The sequence below is a fragment of the Paenarthrobacter sp. YJN-5 genome, from assembly GCF_015040095.1.
GTDB lineage: Bacteria > Actinomycetota > Actinomycetes > Actinomycetales > Micrococcaceae > Arthrobacter > Arthrobacter ureafaciens.
This window is the reverse complement of sequence record NZ_CP053544.1, coordinates 2470346-2491148: the sequence shown is the minus strand read 5'-3', so window position 1 is coordinate 2491148 and position 20803 is coordinate 2470346. Positions and strand designations below refer to the sequence as shown.

At 64.6% G+C, this 20803-nt stretch carries 17 protein-coding genes; 13 read left to right on the top strand and 4 right to left on the bottom strand.

What is annotated here, in order from left to right; all coding sequences use genetic code 11:
* Positions 1–36: 36 nt before the first annotated feature.
* The gene (locus tag HMI59_RS11790) at positions 37–1752 is read left to right on the top strand and encodes a thiamine pyrophosphate-binding protein (protein WP_193591413.1); all 1716 of its coding nucleotides are present in this window, start codon (positions 37–39) and stop codon (positions 1750–1752) included.
* Between the two features lie 31 nt (positions 1753–1783).
* On the top strand, positions 1784–2698 hold the full coding sequence (locus HMI59_RS11785; RefSeq protein WP_227471359.1) for a PaaX family transcriptional regulator C-terminal domain-containing protein: 915 nt from the start codon (positions 1784–1786) through the stop codon (positions 2696–2698).
* 110 nt (positions 2699–2808) lie between these two features.
* On the opposite strand, the gene HMI59_RS11780 is transcribed toward HMI59_RS11785, so the two are convergent.
* Positions 2809–3207, bottom strand: a complete 399-nt coding sequence (locus tag HMI59_RS11780) for a RidA family protein (protein ID WP_021472237.1) — start codon at positions 3205–3207, stop codon at positions 2809–2811.
* Between the two features lie 143 nt (positions 3208–3350).
* On the opposite strand from HMI59_RS11780, the gene HMI59_RS11775 reads away from it, so the two are divergent.
* From HMI59_RS11775 to HMI59_RS11725, 11 genes are all read left to right on the top strand, one after another.
* Entirely contained in the window at positions 3351–4187 is an 837-nt protein-coding gene (locus HMI59_RS11775) for a fumarylacetoacetate hydrolase family protein (RefSeq protein ID WP_166187047.1), read from the top strand.
* A gap of 68 nt (positions 4188–4255) precedes the next feature.
* Positions 4256–4738, top strand: a complete 483-nt coding sequence (locus HMI59_RS11770; RefSeq protein WP_062096795.1) for a cupin domain-containing protein — start codon at positions 4256–4258, stop codon at positions 4736–4738.
* A gap of 2 nt (positions 4739–4740) precedes the next feature.
* Positions 4741–5613: an acyl-CoA thioesterase II gene (locus tag HMI59_RS11765; protein ID WP_021472240.1), complete on the top strand. Its 873-nt coding sequence runs from the start codon at positions 4741–4743 to the stop codon at positions 5611–5613.
* Positions 5614–5670: 57 nt separating this feature from the next.
* Positions 5671–7371, top strand: coding sequence for an AMP-binding protein (locus HMI59_RS11760; protein ID WP_193591412.1), 1701 nt, complete (start codon positions 5671–5673; stop codon positions 7369–7371).
* Positions 7372–7385: 14 nt separating this feature from the next.
* Entirely contained in the window at positions 7386–9776 is a 2391-nt protein-coding gene (locus HMI59_RS11755; RefSeq protein ID WP_193591411.1) for a bifunctional salicylyl-CoA 5-hydroxylase/oxidoreductase, read from the top strand.
* Between the two features lie 2 nt (positions 9777–9778).
* Positions 9779–11137 carry an aromatic acid/H+ symport family MFS transporter gene (locus tag HMI59_RS11750; protein ID WP_069696503.1) on the top strand — a complete coding sequence of 453 codons (1359 nt, stop codon included), beginning with the start codon at positions 9779–9781 and terminating at the stop codon, positions 11135–11137.
* Positions 11127–11585, top strand: a complete 459-nt coding sequence (locus HMI59_RS11745; protein ID WP_227471358.1) for a thioesterase family protein — start codon at positions 11127–11129, stop codon at positions 11583–11585. The genes HMI59_RS11750 and HMI59_RS11745 overlap by 11 nt, the downstream gene beginning before the upstream one ends.
* 240 nt (positions 11586–11825) lie before the next feature.
* Complete coding sequence (gene ppsA, locus HMI59_RS11740) at positions 11826–14228, top strand: phosphoenolpyruvate synthase (RefSeq protein ID WP_193591410.1); 2403 nt, start codon at positions 11826–11828, stop codon at positions 14226–14228.
* Entirely contained in the window at positions 14229–15071 is an 843-nt protein-coding gene (locus HMI59_RS11735; protein WP_193591409.1) for a pyruvate, water dikinase regulatory protein, read from the top strand.
* A 185-nt stretch (positions 15072–15256) separates the two neighbouring features.
* Positions 15257–17479, top strand: coding sequence for a catalase (locus HMI59_RS11730; RefSeq protein ID WP_193591408.1), 2223 nt, complete (start codon positions 15257–15259; stop codon positions 17477–17479).
* A 130-nt stretch (positions 17480–17609) separates the two neighbouring features.
* Positions 17610–18086 carry a pyridoxamine 5'-phosphate oxidase family protein gene (locus HMI59_RS11725; protein ID WP_166187054.1) on the top strand — a complete coding sequence of 159 codons (477 nt, stop codon included), beginning with the start codon at positions 17610–17612 and terminating at the stop codon, positions 18084–18086.
* 47 nt (positions 18087–18133) lie between these two features.
* On the opposite strand, the gene HMI59_RS11720 is transcribed toward HMI59_RS11725, so the two are convergent.
* Genes HMI59_RS11720 through hpaD form a run of 3 tightly spaced genes read right to left on the bottom strand, consistent with a single transcriptional unit; the run spans position 18134 to position 20771 of the window.
* Complete coding sequence (locus HMI59_RS11720; protein WP_193591407.1) at positions 18134–18907, bottom strand: aldolase/citrate lyase family protein; 774 nt, start codon at positions 18905–18907, stop codon at positions 18134–18136.
* On the bottom strand, positions 18892–19677 hold the full coding sequence (hpaH, locus tag HMI59_RS11715) for a 2-oxo-hept-4-ene-1,7-dioate hydratase (RefSeq protein ID WP_193591406.1): 786 nt from the start codon (positions 19675–19677) through the stop codon (positions 18892–18894). Before hpaH ends, HMI59_RS11720 begins: the two co-directional genes overlap by 16 nt.
* Before the next feature lie 2 nt (positions 19678–19679).
* Positions 19680–20771 carry a 3,4-dihydroxyphenylacetate 2,3-dioxygenase gene (gene hpaD, locus HMI59_RS11710; protein WP_193591405.1) on the bottom strand — a complete coding sequence of 364 codons (1092 nt, stop codon included), beginning with the start codon at positions 20769–20771 and terminating at the stop codon, positions 19680–19682.
* Positions 20772–20803: the final 32 nt, after the last annotated feature.

Sequence of the window (20803 nt, the reverse complement as noted above, 5' to 3'; positions counted from 1 at the left end):
GTCCAGTTTCACATGCTATTCAAAGGAGAAAAGTCCATGACTGTTGTGACCAGCAGGCCGGAAGAGAACGGTGCGCAAGCAGTGGGCCTTCCAGTGGCCGCACCCCGGAACGTCAGTGAGCTTGTTGGCTACACGCTCGCACGGCTTGGGGCCGGGCATGTCTTTGGAGTAGTGGGCAGCGGAAACTTCGTGGTGACCAATGCGCTGCGCCGGGCGGGTGTTCCGTACACCGCCGCCCGCCATGAGGGCGGCGCTGCAACCATGGCCGACGCCTATGGACGCATGTCCGGCAAGGTAGGAGTCGTTTCCACGCACCAAGGGTGCGGTTTGACCAACGCCACCACCGGCATCGGAGAGGCGGCCAAGAGCCGAACGCCAATGATCGTGGTCACGGCAGACACAGCGGGCTCCGCCATTGGCTCGAACTTCAGGATTGACCAGGACGCGTTGGCCCGGAGCGTCGGTGCTGTGCCGGAGCGGATCCATTCACCCGCCAGCGCTGTCGCGGACACCGTCCGCGCCTACAGGACCGCCGTCAATGAACGCCGCACGGTGGTCCTGTCCCTTCCCACGGACATCCAGGCCGCACCCGTTCCGGACGGACTGGCAGAGGTTGATCCCTTGCCCCTTCCCCAGCGCATTGCCCCCTCGACGGCAGCTGCCGGGGAACTCGCCGCGCTCATCCGCAAAGCAAAGCGGCCCGTGTTCGTCGCCGGGCGGGGCGCCCGTGGAGCCGGTCCCGAAATTGCCGCCCTCGCGGAGGCGTCAGGGGCACTCGTGGCGACATCCGCCGTCGCGCATGGCCTCTTCCATGGGGACCCTTACAACCTGGGGATTTCCGGCGGTTTTTCGTCGCCGTTCACGGCCGAAACCATTTCGGGCGCCGACCTGATTGTCGGCTGGGGGTGTGCCTTGAACATGTGGACCATGCGGCACGGGTCCTTGATCGGGGAAGCGGCCACGGTGGTCCAGGTAGACGTGGAAGACCGGGCCCTCGGCGCCAACCGCCCCATCCACCTTGGCGTGCTCGGCGACTGCGGGGAAACCGCAGCTGCGGTACTTGCAACGCTGCAGTCGTCGCAACACCATACGGTTGGCCTGCGCACTCCGGACATGGCCCGGCAGATTGCCGAGCGCTCCCGCTGGAACACCGAACGCACGGAGGACCTTTCCACGCCGGATGCCATTGACCCGAGGGTGTTGAGTCGGGCGTTGGACGGAATCCTCCCCGCGGACAGGATCGTGTCGGTAGACTCCGGCAACTTCATGGGCTATCCCAGCGCTTACCTCGCCGTCCCGGACGAGTTCGGATTCTGCTTCACGCAGGCCTTCCAGTCGATCGGGCTGGGCCTCTATACGGCTATTGGAGCAGCCAAAGCCCGGCCGGACCGCTTGCCGGTCCTCGGCGCGGGCGATGGCGGGTTCCTCATGGCAATCTCCGAACTGGAGACCCTGGTCAGGGAACGCATTCCCCTCGTGGCAGTCGTGTACAACGATTCGGCCTACGGCGCCGAGGTGCACCACTTCGATGTGGACGACGCTGACCTTGACGTCGTGCGTTTTCCGCCGGTGGACATTGCATCGATCGCCCGCGGCTACGGCGCCGCAGCGATCACGGTCCGGACCGTCGGAGATCTTGCCGGCGTTGAGGAATGGCTTTCAGGGCCGCGGGATGTGCCCTTGGTGATCGACGCAAAAATTGCTTCCGATGGAGGCGCCTGGTGGTTGGCGGAAGCGTTCAAAGGCCACTGAACATCAAGAGCGGCGCGTGTGAAATATGCTGGTGAGGACCACGGCCCCAACAGAATCGAAAGCTACTCCGGTGATTGAGGTTCCCGCACCTGCGCTGCCCCAGCAGCAGCTCATCCTGACCATTTATGGTCTCTACGGGCGCCGCGCAGGCGGGCAACTGCCAATCTCCGTCCTGATCCAGATGCTGGGCGACCTCGGCCATGACGCACCTGCGGTCCGTTCTGCTGTTTCCCGCCTCAAGGCCAAGGGCGTGCTGGCCAGCGTCAAGGGCGGGGGATTGGCCCGTTATGAGCTGTCGGACGCGTCCCTGAAGCTGATCAGCGAAGGCGACGAGCGCATCTTCGCTCCAGCCCGGGCCAATCCCGGCGCACCGTGGGTCCTGGCCATATTCTCCGTCCCCGAGTCAAAGCGGGAACGGCGCCACCAATTGCGTGCGGAGCTCACCAGGCTCGGTTTTGGCTCCATGGGAGCCGGAGTGTGGATTGCTCCGTCCGGGGTGCGCGAAAGCGCGCAGCAGCGCCTCGAGGCCCGCGGGCTGGACAAGTATGTGGAGTTCTTCACCGGCGACTACTCCTCGGAATCGGACATGAGGTCCAAGGTGGCCCAATGGTGGGATCTTGAGGCCTTGGGCAGTCAGATTTCGCAGTTCATGGACACCTTTGGCGGTTCGCTGGAGGAATGGACCGCGCTGGTGGGCGAGGATCCCGGAGCGGCGTTCGCTGCGTCGTCGCCGGAGCTGCGCCGGAATGCCTTCCGTTATTACGTGCCAATGCTCACCTTGTGGCGGCGGTTGCCTTACCGGGATCCCGGGCTTCCCCTTGAGTATCTGCCGGTTGGATGGCAGGGTCCCGAGGCGCGCAGGATCTTCTTCGGAGTTCACCGCCTCATCGGGCCAATGGCCGAGAGCTACGCGATGTCCCTCGTGGAAGAAGCCGAAGCGGCCTGAATCACGACAAACCTGAATCACGACAAAGAGGATCCGGTAAGCCATAGGGCTTGCCGGATCCTCTTTGTGGTGCGGGATCTTCCGTCGTGCCGGATCTTCCGTACAGGTCCTCAGCGGTCGGCGATGACGGCGATGGCTTGGATCTCGATCATGGCTTCTTTCTGCCAAAGGCGCGTGACGCCGATGCCTGCCATGGCAGGGTACTGCGAGCCGGCCATCTCCCGCCAGATACGCCCGATCTCCCGGCCATTGGCCATGTAGTCGTCCACATCCGTGAGGTAGATGGTGACGTTGACCAGGTCCTCGGGCTGCCCTCCGGCTTCCCGCAGGGTGGTGAGCACGTTCGAAAACGCCTGGGTGAACTGTTCGACGATGCCGCCGGGGACGATGTTCATGTCCTTGTCCAGGGCGGTCTGGCCGCCCAGGAAGACGGCATTTCCGGCGAGAATGCCGTGGGCGAAGCCCGATGGTTTGGGCAATGACTCCGGGTTGATGGTCTTGTGCGCCATGCTGTTCCTCCTCGTTGTGGCAGCCGCCAAAAAATTCTGAAAAGCCCCTGTGCAGATCAATTCCGCCGTGCTACGTTGAGCATATGTGACGATCGTAAAAAAGTCGACACATCAAGTCTCGAAACCCCGAAGGGACACATTCCATGAAACTTGCCACCCTGCGAACCTCCGGCGGACGTACGACGGCGGCACTCGCTACGGGCGACGACACCTACGTGGCGCTTCCGGCCAGTGACGTCGGTGCATTCCTTGGCCTCGAAAACTGGCGGGCCCTAGCGGAATCCGCGGAAGGGGAAGCCCTGACGGCACCCGATTTCGCAGCGCTGCTTCCCCATGCCGGCAAGGTGATCTGCTGCGGACTGAACTATGGCGACCACATCCAGGAGATGGGCCGGGAGCTTCCCGAGTACCCCACGCTGTTCGCCAAGTACGCGGACACGCTCCTGGGTGCAAACGACGCCGTGGAGATCCGCGGCAGCGGCCGCGTCGACTGGGAAGCCGAGCTCGCCGTCGTCGTCGGTTCGGAGCTGTACCAGGCCGACGTTGACCAGGCACGCGAAGCGATCGCCGGGTACACGGTGGCCAACGACGTGTCCATGCGCGATTGGCAGAGCCGGACGCTGCAGTGGTTCCAAGGCAAGGCCTGGGACGCCACCACTCCCGTGGGGCCCGTCATGGTCACCCCGGACGAGGCCGGCGAAGAATTCCAGGTCCGCGGGTACGTCAACGGAGAGCTGGTGCAGGACGGCAACACCCGGACGCTAGTTTTCGGTCCCGCGCAGCTGCTGTCCTACATTTCCCAATTCACCGTCCTGCGCCCCGGCGACCTCGTCCTCACCGGGACACCCGGGGGAGTGGGCATGGGCATGAACCCGCCGCGCTTCCTGCAGGACGGGGACACCCTGGTCACCGAAATCGACGGGATCGGACGGCTGGAGAACACGTTCCGCATCCACGCGCCCGTCACTGCAACAGCCTGAACCCCAGCAGCCTGAACCCCAACAGCCTCAACCCCAACTGCTTGTAAAGAACCCAGAAGGAGAACCCCATGAGCCAGGCCACCACCGACTACCGCCTCGAAGGCGACAACTCCATCTACGCCCAGGCAGACGGCAAGGTAGTTCCTGTCGTCACCCGCGCGGGAGAAGAGGACACCAACACGGCCCAGTCCGGTGACTGCATCCGTGTTTCGGGCGTCAGCATCCAGCACACCCCGGCAACCAAGATCTGGTTCGGCCAAGTGTCCAACGTTCCCGGTTACCGTTCCCTCCCGCACCACCACGGCGAAGCGGAAACGGGCGGCTACGTCCTCCGCGGCCACGGCCGGATCTACTTCGGCGAAAACTACTCAGAGTTCATCGACATGAAGGCCGGCGACTGGGTCTTCGTGCCCCCGTTCATGCCCCACGTCGAGGCGAACATGTCGGTCACCGAGGAACTCGTGTGGCTGACCGCCCGGACTCCGGAAAACCTCGTGGTCAACCTCGACGACGTCCCGGACGAGACCCTCGCCGACTACCGCCGGGCATAACCATGATCACGGGAACCCTGACGTCGGAAACCTTCCTCCGCGCCGTAGACCTCACCGCCACGGACGCGCAGGTCTTCGATGAAGCCTACGAGGCAACCACCCAGTACGTGCCGTGGCCCAAGGCCTATGGCGGGGACATGGTTGCCCAGGCCGCAGCCGCAATGATGCGCTCGGTGGACGCTGACCGGCAGCTGCATTCCATGCACAGCTATTTCATGAGGCCCGTGGATATCGGTTCCACTGTCCGGTACGAGGTGGAACGGCTGCGGGACGGCCGCGGTTACTCCACCCGTACCGTGCGGGGTTTCCAGAACGGCAAACCGGTCTATGCTGCCATGGGATCCTTCCAGGTCCCCGAAGACGGACCCGGGTTCCAGCCGGAGGCGCCTGCCGCCGTCGAGCCTGAATCGCTGCGTACAGCCGAAGATGCGCTGGCAGGCGTGGACAGCAAGGCAGCCGAGTACTGGGCAACCGGGCGCAGCTTCGACATGCGGCACATTCCCGGTCCGCTGTACGTCCAGCTGGAAGGCGGCACCGCTCCGCAGCAAGCGATCTGGGTGAAGGCGTTCGATGCCTTGCCCGACGACCCGAACCTCCAGCGCACCGCCCTCGCGTACGTCTGCGACTACACCATCCTGGAACCGCTTCTCCGGGTCAACGGCCTCAACTGGTCCAGCCCCGGACTCGCCACCGCCAGCCTTGACCACTCCATGTGGTTCCACCGCGACGGACGCGTGGACGACTGGGTGCTCTACGCCCAGGAAGCCGTCTCCGGCCAAAGCAACCGCGGCCTGGCGATGGGCAGGTTCTTCGACCGCCAAGGGCGGCTCCTGGCTACCGTCGCCCAGGAAGGCATGATCCGCGCAGGCGCGTAGTCAGCCCCCGGCACCACCAACCCCAGCCCCAACGACGCACCACTGAAAGGAACGGCCATGAGCATGTTGCCATCGGCCCACGTGGACACGTTCACCCGCGACCACCTGCCGTCCGCCGATACCTGGCCGGCGTTCGAATTCACCCTCCCCGAACTGAACTACCCGGACCGGCTCAACGCCGCGGCCGTACTGATCGACGACGCCGTCGCCCGGTACGGTGCCGCGCGGCCGGCGCTCCGTACCCCCGACGGCGAAGTCTGGACCTACGGCGAGCTGCAGACCCACGCCAACCAAGTGGCCCAGGTGCTCACGGAGGACCTCGGTGTGGTCCCCGGCAACCGGGTGCTCCTGCGCGGACCCAACAACCCGTGGATCGTCGCGGCCTGGCTCGGCGTCCTGAAGGCCGGCGCCGTGGTGGTCACCACCATGCCCATGCTGCGCTCCACCGAGGTGGCCACGATTATCGGGCTCACCAAACCGGTGGTCGCCATCTCCGATCACCGGTTCGTGGACGAACTCGCGGTCGCGGCAGGGGAGGACGTCACCGTCCTGACCTACGTTGCTGACACGGAAACGCACGACGACGGCGACCTCATCTCCCGCTGCTCGCGCAAGAGCGGGGAGTTCACCGCGGTGGACACCGCCTCGGACGACGTTGCCCTGCTGGGACCGACGTCCGGCACCACGGGCGTGCCCAAGGTGACCATGCATTTCCACCGGGACATCCTTGCCAACGCGGACACGTTCGCCCGGTACATCCTGGAGCCCACCGAGGATGACGTGTTCGCCGGCTCGCCTCCGCTGGCCTTCACTTTCGGCCTCGGCGGACTCGTGGTCTTCCCGCTGCGGTTCGGCGCGTCGGCCCTGCTGACCGAGAAGGCCGGGCCCGTGGAACTGGCCGAGCGTGCAGCGGAGGCCGGCGCCACCGTTCTGTTCACCGCCCCCACCGCGTACCGTGCCATCCTCAAGGAGAACCGCGGCGACCTTCTGAAGAACCTCCGGGTTGCCGTCTCCGCGGGGGAGCACCTGTCCAAGGAAACCTGGGAAGCCGTCCACGAGGCCACCGGCCTGCGGCTGGTCAACGGCATCGGCGCCACGGAAATGCTGCACGTTTTCATCTCCGCGGCGGGGGACGATATCCGCCCCGGCACCACGGGCAAAGCCGTGCCGGGCTACCGGGCCACCATCCTGGACCAAGAGGGCAATGAACTTGGCCCCGGCCAGACCGGTCGCCTTGCCATCATCGGCCCCACGGGTTGCCGGTACCTGGACGATCCCCGGCAGCTGAACTACGTGGTGAACGGCTGGAACGTCACGGGGGACACGTTCTCCATGGACGAGGACGGGTACTTCACCTACCAGGCGCGCTCGGACAACATGATCGTCTCCTCCGGGTACAACATCGGCGGCCCCGAGGTTGAAGCAGCCATTGACCAGCACCCCGACGTTGTGGAGAACGCAGTCATCGGCATCCCGGATGAACAGCGGGGCAGCATCGTCTGCGCGTTCGTTGTGCTTCGTGAAGGCGTCACCGGCGACGCCGGCAAACGCAAGGAAATCCAAGACTTCGTCAAGCGCACCATCGCCCCTTACAAGTACCCGCGCGACGTCCGGTTCGTGACCGAACTCCCGCGGAACCCCAGCGGAAAGCTGCAGCACTTCAAGTTGCGCGATCGCGTCCGTGCAGAGGACGCCTCAGGGGTTTCCACCGAGGGGAACACCCAACAACTCACCGCCGCAGGCCAGAGCCAGGCGTAGAAGGAGCAAACACCATGAAGATCGCAATCGTCGGAGGCGGCCCGGGCGGCCTGTACTTCGCAGCATTGATGAAGCAGTTGGATCCGTCCCACGACATCACCCTCTGGGAACGGAACGCCGCGTCCGACACCTTCGGGTTCGGCGTCGTATTTTCCGATGAAACCCTGGGCGGAATCGGCAACGCCGACCCCGTCGTGGCCGAGTACATGAGCCGCCGGTTCGCCCGCTGGTCCGACATCGACATCCACTTCCGCGGCGAAATGATCACCGTGGGCGGCCAGGGTTTTGCCGCCATGAGCCGCAAGGAACTCTTGGAACTGCTCCAGCGCCGCTGCATCGAACTCGACGTCGACGTCCGTTTCAGCACCATGGCCCCTGCCATTGAGGAACTCGAAGCCAACTACGACCTGGTCCTGGCCGCCGATGGCGTCAACTCACAGATCCGCGCCAAATACGCCGACGCGTTCGGCCCGGACCTGGACCCCCGCACCAACAAATACATGTGGCTGGGTACGGACCAGGTGTTCGAGGCCTTCAAGTTCTTCGTGAAGGAGACCGAGTGGGGCGTCATGCAGATCCACGGGTACCCGTACTCCGATGAAGGCTCCACGTTCATTGTCGAGATGCATGAGGACGTCTGGCACGCCGCGGGCTTCGATGAGACCGCCAACGAAGTCTTCCCTCCGGGTGTTTCCGATGAGAAGGCCATCGCCAAGATCCGTGAGATCTTCGCCGAGGAACTCGCCGGCTACGAGGTCCTTTCCAACAACTCCAAGTGGCTGAACTTCAACACCGTCCGCAACCAGAGCTGGCGCAAGGGCAACGTGGTCCTGGTGGGCGATGCCGCCCACACGGCGCACTTCTCCATTGGCTCCGGCACCAAGCTGGCCATGGAGGACTCCCTTGCCCTGGCTGCCTGCCTCCACGAGCACCCCACGGTGGCAGAGGCACTGGAGGCCTACGAAACCGAGCGGCGTCCCGTGGTCGCCTCCACGCAGCGTGCCGCGCAGGCTTCGCTGGAGTGGTTCGAACGCATCGGCCAGTACAAGGACCAGGACCCAACGCAGTTCGCCTTCAACCTGCTCACCCGCAGCCGGCGCATCACCCAGGAAAACCTGCGCCTGCGCGATCCTGAGTTTGCCGACGCCGTGGACCGCAACTTCGCAGAGTCCCAGGGGCTCACCGACGTCGCCCCGGCCATGTTCCAGCCGTTCCGTATTGGCGAACTCGAACTGAAGAACCGCATCGTCGTCTCCCCGATGGACATGTACTCCGCCACGGACGGCATCCCCGGCGACTTCCACAAGGTCCACCTCGGCTCCAAGGCCCTGGGCGGCGCAGGACTGGTCATGACGGAAATGGTGTGCGTCTCCGAAACCGGCCGCATCACCCCGGGCTGCAGCGGCCTCTACACCGACGAACAGAAGGACAGCTGGAAGGAAATCGTCGACTTCGTCCACGCCCGCTCCACCGCCAAAATCGGCGCCCAGCTGGGACACTCCGGCCGCAAGGGCTCCACCAAGCTCATGTGGGAGGGCATTGACCAGCCGCTCGAGTCCGGCAACTGGACTGCCGTCGGGCCGTCCGCCCTGCCGTACGGCCCCGACAACCAGACCCCGGTGGAACTGGACCGTGCCGGGATGGACGCCATCAAGGCCGAGTTCGTCGCTGCCACCTGGCGGGCCGACGAAGCCGGCTTCGACCTCCTGGAGATCCACGCAGCCCACGGCTACCTGCTCTCCTCCTTCCTGTCGCCCGTTTCCAACCAGCGCACCGACGAATACGGCGGCAGCCTGGAGAACCGGCTGCGGTTCCCGCTTGAAGTGTTCGACGCCGTCCGCGCGGCGTGGCCGGCAAGCAAGCCTGTCACGGTGCGCATCTCCGCCACGGACTGGATCGACGGCGGCAACACCTCCGACGACTCGCTACAGATCGCGAAGGCTTTCGTAGAGCACGGAGCCGCGGGCCTTGACGTCTCCACCGGCCAGGTGGCCAAGGAAGAAAAGCCCGCGTTCGGACGCAGCTACCAGACCCCGTTCGCCGACCGTATCCGGCAGGAAGTCGCCGCTCCGGCAGGCGTGGCAGTGATCGCCGTCGGCGCCATTTCCAGCTACGACGACGTGAACTCGATCCTGCTCGCGGGCCGCGCCGACCTCATCGCCCTTGGCCGCACGCACCTGTACGATCCCCAATGGACCCTGCACGCAGCAGCCGAGCAGGAATACCAAGGCCCCGGCGCCCAGTGGATCCCGCAATTCCGCGCCGGACGCCGCAAGCCACCAAGCTCACGCACCGACGCCGTACGTCCCCGCCTATCCCTCTTGAAGGAGCCCGATGCCCAAGAAACCACCAGCCACCTCCGCTGGACGCCCGCTTCCGCTGCAGCATCGGTCCTGGTGAAGTAGCCATGGCCGCCGCACCTGTCAACACCTGGAACGTGCCCAAGCGCACCACAGGCGTAGTGCTCTTCTGCTGCTGGCTGGCGATCCTCGCCGAAGGCTACGACGTCGGCGTGCTGGGAGCTGTCCTCCCGGCACTGGCCGAATACAAGGAATGGAACCTTTCCCCGCTGGCACTGGGCGGCTTGGGTTCCTACGCCCTGATCGGCATGCTGATCGGCGCCTTGTTCATCGGCACCCTGAGCGATCTGGTGGGCCGCAAGAAAATGCTGCTCGCCTCCATGATCATCTTCACCGTCACCCAGGCAGGTGCCGCCTGGGCACCGACTCCGGAACTCTTCGGGTTCTTCCGCCTGGTCGGCGGGCTCGGCATGGGTGGCGTGATTCCCGTTGCCGCGGCCTTGACCATCGAATACTCGGCGCCCAACAAGCGCTCCTACAACTACGGCCTCATGTACTCGGGCTACTCGCTGGGGATCGTGGCTGCTGCGCTTGCCGCGCTCCTGGTCCTCCCCATGGGTGGTTGGCGGATGGTCATCGCGATCGGCGCTGCCCCTGTGGTGCTGCTGCCGGTGATCTGGAAGTTCCTGCCGGAATCGCTGGAGTATTTGGAGTCCAAGGGTCGCGGTTCCGAGGCAAAGGCCTTGGCCGCCAAGCTGGGCATCACTGATTACAAGCCCGTCGTCCCGGTGGCACCCACTGCCGCGCAAGCTGCGGATCCGTGGTGGAAGACAATCACCACCATGTTCTCCATGCGGTACCTGCGCTCCACGGTGTTCTTCTGGATTTCGCTGTTCTGTGGCCTGCTTTTGGTCTACGGCCTGAACACCTGGCTTCCGAGCATCATGAAGAAGGCCGGCTACGACCTCGGTTCCTCCCTGACCTTCCTCCTGGTCTTCAGCCTCGCCTCGGCAATAGGCGGCCTGCTCCTGGGCCGGGCTGCGGACAAGTACGGCAAGAAGCTGATTCTGGTGGTCTTCTACATCCTCGGCGGCCTGGGCATCATGCTCCTGGTTTTCCCCAACACCATGGTGGTGAACCTGCTGTTCGTGGCCTTCGCCGGCATCGGCTCCATCTCCACGTCACTGGTCCTCACCGGTTACATCGCCGACTACTACCCGGCGAAGGTCCGCGGTACGGCCACCGGCTGGGCGCTCAGCTTCGCCCGCCTCGGCGCCATCTCCGGACCATTGATCGGTGGCTGGATTGCCGGTTCGAAGCTCCCCTTCGAAGCCAACTTCGCCATCTTCGCAGGTATTGCGGTCCTGGCGGCGGTCGCCGTCGCACTGATTCCCAAGCCGCAGCCGGAGCAGCCCGTGGCCGCAGAGGACCCGGACGGCCGAAATGCCGCAATCGGTGCCCGATAACGCGCGCCTGGTCCGCGAAGACAAGTACCTGGATGGGGGACCGGAGGCAAAGGTAGAGCGCATTGTCGAATGGGTGGACACCGATGCTTCCGGCCACCAACACAACTCGGCCATCCTGCGCTGGGTGGAGTCTGCAGAGGCTGAGCTGTTCCGGAATCTTGACCTCCCGGACTACTTTCCCAGCGCACCCAGGGTCCAACAGGTCATCAACTACAAAGCGAAACTGTGGTTCGGGCAGCGCGTGACCGCAACAGTGCGGATCGCGGCCCTGGGCCGGACCTCCATGACCATGGAGTTCGAAGTCCGTGGCCATTCCGCCGGGGCGGCAGGGGACGCGGGGGAGGTTGCCGCCTTCGGCTCCGTCACCACCGCTCACGTCCCGCCCGGCGCCACCTCGGCCCACCCCTGGCCGGAACACTTCGTCGCTGCGGTCACCGCCGGAGCGTAACCATTCCGGCAAACTTTATCGGCAAAAGCCCGACGTCGGCACCCCATCCCGGGGTTCCGACGTCGGGCTTTTCCCCATTACCCGGCAGGCCCCCGACGCAACAAGTCATGTCCGCTTCATGACGTGTGCGTTAAGTTGCGCTGATCACATGAGTTTGCTTCCGGGGGCCTGGTCCCCACAGTCTTGCATCACCCTATTTTTCAGCGCTTGTCAGCGCGTGCCCAACGAAGGACACCATTTATGACTGACGTTCTCTGGTTTTCTGATCTTGGCTTGTCCGACCTTGACCAGGTTGGCGGCAAAAATGCTTCCCTCGGCGAAATGGTTCGCAACCTCGCCTCCGCGGGAGTAAAAGTTCCGGACGGTTTTGCCACGACGGCGGACGCTTACCGGCGTTTCCTCAGCGAATCCGGCCTGGATGCCAGGATCGAGGCCATCATTGCGGGGCTGGACAGCGGCGACGTGGCCGCTTTGGCCCGCGTTGGCCAGCAGATCCGTGACTTGATCCGTGAAACACCGTTCCCGGCCGGTTTCGAAGAGGAAATCCGCGCCGCATACCACCGCCTGACCGCAGAGCATGGCGACGATGTGTCCTGGGCTGTGCGCTCGTCCGCCACGGCCGAAGACCTTCCCGACGCCTCCTTCGCCGGCCAGCAGGAAACCTTCCTTAACATCCGGGGCATTGAGAACATCCTGGTCGCCATCAAGGATGTTTTCGCCTCGCTGTACAACGACCGCGCGATCGCCTACCGCGTCCACCACGGGTTCACCCACTCGGAAGTGGCGTTGTCGGCCGGCGTGCAGCGCATGGTCCGTTCGGACGTCGGGGCATCCGGCGTGATGTTCACCATGGACACCGAATCCGGGTTCAATGACGCCGTGTTCGTTACCTCGTCGTACGGACTTGGCGAAGCCGTGGTGCAGGGCGCCGTGAACCCGGATGAGTTCTATGTCTACAAGCCTGCCCTTACCGCGGGCCGGCCGGCCGTGCTGAAGCGCGGCTTGGGTGACAAGGCCATCCAGATGGTCTACACCGAATCCCGCGAGGTTGGCAGGACGGTGGACTTCATCCCCGTCCAGCCGGACCTGCGGAGTAAGTTCAGCCTGAACGACGCCGAAGTTGAGCAGTTGGCCCGGCACGCCATGGCCATCGAGGCCCACTACGGCCGGCCCATGGACATCGAGTGGGGCAAGGACGGCGTGGACGGTGAGCTCTACATCCTGCAGGCCCGCCCGGAAACGGTGGAGTCCCGCAAAGCGGCCGGTTCCGTCTCCCGCTACACCCTCGCCGAGCGTTCCACCGTGCTGGTGGAAGGCCGCGCCATTGGCCAGCGGATCGGTGCAGGGCAGGTGCGCGTCCTGTCCTCCATCGACCAGATGGCATCCTTCCAGGAGGGCGATGTCCTGGTGGCGAACATGACCGACCCTGACTGGGAACCGATCATGAAGAAAGCCGCAGCGATCGTCACGGACCGTGGCGGGCGCACGTGCCACGCCGCCATCATCGCCCGCGAACTGGGCATCCCCGCCGTCGTCGGAACCGGGTACGCATCCCAGATCCTCAAGGACGGAACGCCGGTAACGGTGTCCTGCGCCGAAGGTGAAGCCGGCCTGGTGTACGAAGGACTGCTCGAGTACACCCTCCAGGAAACGTCCCTGGAGACCATGCCCGAGGCGCCGGTGAAGATCATGATGAACGTCGGCACCCCGGAGCAGGCGTTCAGCTTCGCCCGGCTCCCGCACCATGGAGTGGGACTGGCCCGGTTGGAGTTCATCATCAACCGCCAGATCGGCATCCACCCCAACGCCTTGCTGGCCGTCGCCGGTGACATTGCGCGCCCGGCGTCCCTGGACGATTTCACCGTCAGGCAGATCCGCGAGAAGATCGCGGCCTACGACGGACCGCGGGACTACTACGTGCGTCGCCTTGCCGAGGGCATCTCCATGATTGCCGCCGCGTTCGCGCCGGAAACGGTGATCATCCGGCTCTCGGACTTCAAGTCCAACGAGTACGCCAACCTGATCGGCGGCCCGGCGTTCGAACCGGAAGAAGAGAACCCGATGATTGGCTACCGGGGCGCCTCCCGGTACTTGTCGGACTCTTTCCGGCAGGCGTTCGAGCTCGAGTGCGAGGCCCTCAAGTACGTGCGGAACCAGATGGGCCTGAGCAACATCAAGCTCATGGTTCCTTTCGTGCGGACCTTGGACGAAGCCCGTGGCGTCATCGACCTGCTGGCGGAGAACGGCCTGCGCCGCGGCGAGAACGGGCTGGAGATCGTGATGATGTGCGAACTTCCCGCCAACGCGCTGCTGGCCGATGAGTTCCTGGAGTACTTCGACGGGTTCTCCATTGGTTCCAACGACCTCACCCAGCTCACCCTGGGCCTGGACCGCGACTCTGCGCTGGTGGCCGATGGCTTCGATGAGCGGAACCCCGCTGTCACCAAGCTCCTGGAAATGGCCATCAGCGCCTGCCGCGCCAAGGGGCGGTACGTGGGCATCTGCGGCCAGGGTCCCAGCGACCACCCGGACTTCGCGGAATGGCTGCTGGCGCAGGGAATCAGCTCGATCTCCCTGAACCCTGACGCCGTCACGGAAACGTGGCTGCGCCTGGCACGCACGGGTAACCGCGTGGCGCTGTAGATGACGGATACGCATGCCGTGGGGGCGGGCTCCGCGCCCGCTCCCACGGTGTTCTTTCTCTCCGACAGCACCGGCATCACCGCCGAGACCCTGGGCAACACATTGTTGACGCAGTTCCCGGCGCACCGGCTGGAACGCCGCACCATCCCGTTCATCACCACGGTTGAACAGGCCCGCGCGGTGGTCCACGGCATCAACCGGGTGGCGGCTTCGGGCACCCGGCCGCTGGTTTTCTCGACGACGGTCAATCCGGAGGTGCGCGCTGTCCTCGCCCAGAGCGCAGGGCGCTTCTTCGACCTCTTCGACGCGCACATCGGCCAATTGGAAGACGCGTTGGGCACCTCCGCCAGCGGCGCTCCCGGGCAAGCGCACGGCGTCGGGGACGCTGTTCGCTACCAGTCCCGCATGGCCGCGGTCGAGTACGCGATAGAGCACGACGACGGCCAGTCGCTGCGGGCGCTGGAGCGTGCCGAGCTGATCCTCATAGCGCCTTCGCGGTGCGGCAAGACCCCCACCACCATGTATCTTGCATTGCAGCACGGCATCCTTGCGGCAAACTTCCCCCTGGTGGAGGAAGACTTCGACACGATGTCGTTACCCAAACCGTTGCTGGCGTTCGCGGACAAGTGCTTTGGCCTCACCTCCCAACCCGTGCGGCTGAGCCAGATCCGCCAGGAGCGCCGCCCAGGCAGCAACTATGCCTCGCTGCAGCAATGCAGTTTTGAACTCAGGAACGCCGAGGACATGTACCGGGCGAACAACATCCCGTACGTGAACTCGGCCACGATGTCTGTGGAGGAAATCTCGGCCACGGTGCTCCAGCGGATGCAGCTTCATCACTGATCTGTGGGGTAGCTGACGTCGGGGAGCTTACACGGCGAGCTGACGTGGTGCGCTGACCGGCCACCAAGGCTGCTCCGCGCCGCGTGGCTTCATTGCGGTGCCGGCAGGGGACCCCTAGGGTAGTAAGGAAGCTTAGCTTTTTAGCTGAGCTGCCGGCTTTGCCACAAACCCGAGGAGAACCCATCGTGCCAAACGAAGACAACGTCCGGATTCCCGGCGCTCCGTCAAGTGAGCCCGCAAGCGTGGAAGAGCCAACCGGTCCCCGTGAACCTTTGCCGCCCAAGCCCGACCAGCAGGCGCCCGAGGCTGTCTCGCCCACGGGTAGCCCCACAGGTGCGCCGGCAAACGCCCGGGCCCAGTCCGGCCAATACCTGACAACTGCCCAGGGGCTGAGGCTCGCCGACACGGACCACTCACTCAAAGCGGGTTCACGCGGGCCCACCCTGCTGCAGGACCACCACCTCCGCGAAAAGATCACGCACTTTGACCACGAACGGATCCCGGAGCGCGTAGTCCATGCCCGTGGAGCCGGCGCACACGGCGTCTTCCGTTCCTACGGCACGGCCTCGAAGGTGACCAAGGCCGGCTTCCTGGCAGCCGACGTCGAAACGCCGGTTTTTGTGCGGTTTTCCACCGTACTGGGTTCACGGGGTTCGGCGGATACTGTCCGCGATACCCGCGGATTCTCGACGAAGTTCTATACGGATGAGGGCACGTACGACCTCGTAGGCAACAACATCCCCGTTTTCTTCATCCAGGACGGCATCAAGTTCCCGGACATCGTGCATGCTGCCAAGCCCCATCCGGACCGGGAGATCCCGCAGGCCCAGAGTGCCCATGACACCTTCTGGGACTTCGTTTCACTGCACACCGAGGCGCAGGCCCACACCTTGTGGAACATGTCCGACCGCGGCATTCCGCGGTCCTACCGGACCATGGAGGGATTTGGTGTCCACACCTTCCGGCTGGTGAACGCAGACGGCGAAACCACGCTGGTCAAGTTCCACTGGAAGCCCAAGCAAGGTGTCCATTCACTGGTCTGGGAGGAAGCCCAGATCATTAACGGCATGGACCCCGACTTCCATCGCCGGGATCTGGCCGACGCCATTGAGGCGGGGGCATATCCCCAGTGGGAATTGGGCATCCAGGCATTCCCGGATACCGAAGACCAGATGTTCGAGGGCATCGACCTCCTGGACCCCACCAAGTTCGTCCCGGAGGAACTCGCCCCGGTCCAGCCAATCGGCCTGATGACCCTGAACGCCAATCCCACCAACTACTTTGCCGAGACGGAGCAGGTCGCCTTCCACCCGGGACACCTGGTGCCCGGAATCGATGTGACGAATGATCCGCTGCTCCAAGTGCGGCTCTTCTCCTACCTGGACACCCAGATCTCCAGACTGGGTGGGCCGAACTTCGCGCAACTTCCCATCAACCGGCCGCACGCTCCGGTCAACGACATGCTCCGTGACGGGATGCACCAGACGGCGGTCCACTCCGGCGTGGCTCCCTACCACCCGAACTCACTTGATGGCGGATGCCCGTTCATGGCGGGGCAGGACGTCGGTGCGTTCGTGGAGGTTCCCGAAGAAATCGCAGAGGCCATCAAGGAGCGCCGCAACCCGGCATCCTTCGACGACCACTACAGCCAGGCACGGTTGTTCTTCCGGAGCATGACCCCGGTGGAGCAGGACCACATCATCCAGGCCTACACTTTCGAGCTCGGCAAATGCTTTGAAGCTGCTGTCCGGGAACGGCAGTTGATGGCATTGGCCAACATCGACGCCGGACTGTGCGAAGCCGTCGCCAAGGGCCTTGGCATGCCGGTTCCCGGCGCCACCGTGGATGTCCTCGACTCCGAGCCCAGCCCGGCGCTATCCCAGTTGGGCGGCACATGGCCCGTCGCAGGCCGCGTAGTGGGGATCGTCGCCGACGCCGGCAGCGATCTTTCGCTGATCGCTGCGGCCCGTGAAGCGCTGGAATCAGAAGGAATCGTGCCGTTGCTTGTTGCGCCGGTGGGTGGCCACCTCCAAGCGGACGACGGTCCTGCCTTGACGGTCCAGCGGACCTATCTGACGGCGCGGTCCACCGAGTTCGACGCCCTCGTCCTGGTAGGCGGAGCTTCGCCGGCTCCGGACGCCATGCCCGGCCGGGACGCCAAGGCGGGGGAGCCCGGAGCCACGGTGGACCCCCGCGTCGTGCTTATGGCCTCGGAAGCCTTCCGCCACGGCAAGGCAATCGGTGCGTGGGGTTCGGGAGCTTCCTGCCTCGATGCTGCGGGCATACCCCAGGACGCTCCGGGGATCGTGGCCGGGGATGACCCGGGCGCTGTGATCCCTGCCCTCCAAGAGCTCTTGTCCACGCACAGGGCCTGGGAGCGGTTCCCGGCTGCGGGAGCGTCAGCTTAGCGTCCGCCTGCCTCCAGGGGACTCACGACGGCGGGTGGTTGCCACATCGGTGACCACCCGCCGTCGGCGTTAGGTGAATCGCGACGTCAAACCCTACTCAGTCCGGAATTCAAGCACTAGGCTCAACGCCATGGAGAACACTGCTTCAGTACAAGACACCAAAGAGCTCAGCGTCCATGACTGCTGGAAGTATCTGCAATCCACATCGGTCTGCAGGATCGGCCTTGTCATCGATGGAAATCCGGAGATCTTCCCCATTAACTTCGTCTCCAATTACGGAACGATCATTTTCCGCATCGGGGAAGGCACCAAGGAGGCCGCTCTACGGGGCGCGTCACGCGTTGCACTTGAGGCAGACGGTTTCAACAGCTACGGAACCATTGCCTGGAGCGTGATCGTCAAGGGCAATGCCGAGTTCGTCTCGGACCCGAACGAGATCCAGGAAGCCGTGGACTCGGGACTTGCCCCGTGGCAACCGGGCAGCAAGGACATCCTGGTGAGGGTGACGCCGTCGGACATCAGCGGCCGCAGGTTCGTCATCAACCCGCCCAGCCAGTGGCGGCCAAATGTTGATCCGGAGACCTTGACGGACGAACAGCGATCCTAGGTGCATCCGGTCCGGGGGCGGGGCATGCGCCCCGCCACCGGCGGCTGCTAGCGGATGAACTTCTCCGCAAGCCCCTCCGAAGCCCGGGCCAGGACCGAGACGTCGGCGCCTACCAGCACGAACGAGGCGCCGGCGTCGAGGTAGGACCTGGCTGTTGCTTCGTTGAAGGCGTTTACGCCGGCCGGTTTGCCCGCCGCTTTGGCGGCTTCAAGGCAATGCTCGACGACGGCCCTTACCAAGGGATTCTCCTGCTGGCCCAGCAGGCCCATTGAGGCGGCGAGGTCGGAGGGGCCAAGGAAGATTCCGTCCACCCCCTCCACGGCGAGGATTTCTTCGACGGCGGATGCTGCCGCCTCGGATTCGATCTGGACCGTCAGGCTGATGCTGTCCGAAGCAGTGGCGAGGTAGTCCGGGATGCGGTTCCAGCGCGCCGAGCGTGCCAGTGCGGACCCGACGCCCCGGACCCCGTGCGGCGGGTAACGGACGGCGGCCACCGCGGCGGCAGCTTCGAAAGCGGAGTTGACCATGGGAATCATGAGATTCTGCACGCCAAGGTCCAGGTATTGCTTGATCACCACGGTGTCGTTGACAGGAGGCCGGACCATGACCTGGATGGGGTAGCCGCTGGTGGCGTGGAGTTGGGCAAGGATCGATTCGAGGCCGTTGGGGCTGTGTTCGGCGTCGATCAGGAGCCAGTCCAAACCGGAGCCGGCGCAGATTTCGGCCACCAACGGGCTGCCCGAACACACCCACATTCCCACCAGGGGGCGATCCGATTCCCGGAGGACTGTGTAGAACCGGGGGTCTAGCTGAAGTGGCATGTCACAACTCCCAAGGGTCCGTAGTCGGCGTGGACGGTATCGCCTTTGTACACCCACAGGGGGCGGGTGAAGGAGCCGGCGAGGATGATGTCCCCGGCTTTCATGGAGTCGCCGTGGGCTGCGATCTTGTTGGCCAGCCAGTGGACCCCGTTGGCCGGGTGGTCCAGAACGCCCGCTGCCACTCCGGTCTCTTCCACGGTTTGGTTCTTGTAGAGGATGGCCGAAACCCAGCGGAGGTCGACGGCGTCGGGCTTCACGGGGCGCCCGCCGACCACCATGGCGCCCATGGCGGCGTTGTCCGAGATCGTATCCACGATGGTCCGGCCCTCCATTTCGATCCTGGAGTCCAGGATCTCCAGGGCAGGAACCACGTAGTCGGTGGCGTTGAGGACATCGAAGATGGTGCAGCCGGGTCCCTTCAGGCCGTCCTTGAGCACGAACGCAAGTTCCACCTCCACCCGCGGGTGGGTGTACCGGTCCCACTCCACGGAGCAGCCGGTTTCGAAGACCATGTCATCGAAGATCGCTCCGTAGTCAGGTTCGGTGATGCCGGTGGCAGCCTGCATGGCCTTGGATGTGAGGCCGATCTTGCGCCCTACCAGCGTGCGGCCGGCTTCTTCGTTGCGTTGCTGCCACAGCTTCTGCACGGCGTAGGAATCGTCCACCGTCATCTCCGGGTAGCGCGCGGTCAGGCGTGGGACCGGTTTGCGGTTCCTGCCCGCCTCGACGAGTTCGTCGGCGATGGCTTCGATTGTCCGGGCATCCAACATTCTCAGACCTGCGCTCCCAGTTTGAATCCTGCGGCTCCGGTGGCCTCGTCGGGTCGCGTGTAGGAGAAACCATCGGCCCCGACCGTCACTGCCATTTCGGACTTCTCTTCGCGCTCAATGACTGGCTGCGGATTGCCGTCGAGGTCCAGGACCAGGGAAGCTTCGGTGTACCAGGATGGGACCACGGGGTTGCCCCACCAGTCACGGCGTTGGTTGTCGTGCACGTCCCAAGTGACGGTGGGGTTGTCCGGGTCGCCGGTGTAGTAGTCCTGCGTGTAGATCTCCACCCGGTGGCCGTCCGGGTCCAGGATGTAGAGGTAGAACGCGTTGGAAACACCGTGCCGGCCGGGGCCGCGTTCGATGCGGTCGCTGATTCGCAGGGCACCCATTTTGTCGCAGATTTGGATGATGTTGTGCTTCTCGTGGGTGGAGAACGCAATGTGGTGCAGGCGGGGGCCGTTGCCGCCGGTCAGGGCTGTGTCGTGTACGGTCTGCTTGCGGTGCATCCACGCCGCGTACGTGACGCCGTCGGAATCCTTGATGTCTTCGGAGACCCGGAAGCCAAGGTCCTCGAGGTACTTGCGGCCGCGGGGAACGTCCGGGGTGACCTGGTTGAAGTGGTCCAGGCGGACCAGCTCACCGGCTGAGTAGAGGTCGTAGCGTTGGGTGAGGCGTTCGACGTGCTCAACCTCGTAGAAGAACTCGTACGGGAAGCCCAGCGGATCCTCCACGCGGACGGAATCGCCCACGCCTTTGGTGAAGCCTTCCTTGCGGCGTTCCACCCGGCAGCCGAGTTCGCGGTAGTAGGCCTCGGCGGCATCCACCTCAGCGGGGGACTTCACCCGGTAGGCGAACGCAGCGGCCGCGGCCACGGGGCCCTTGCGCAGGACCAGGTTGTGGTGGATGAACTCCTCGAAGGAACGGAGGTAGATGGTGTTCTCGTCCTCCTCGGTGACGTGGAGGCCAAGGAGGTCCACGTAGAACGCGCGGGACTTTTCCAGGTCCGTCACCACCAGCTCAAGGTAGGCGCAGCGAACGATGTCCGGAGCCGGGACAGTGGGGGTGGGGATGGGGCCGGTGAAGGGAGTAGTCATGATGGTCTTTCTTCGTCGAAAGGATGGTTGTA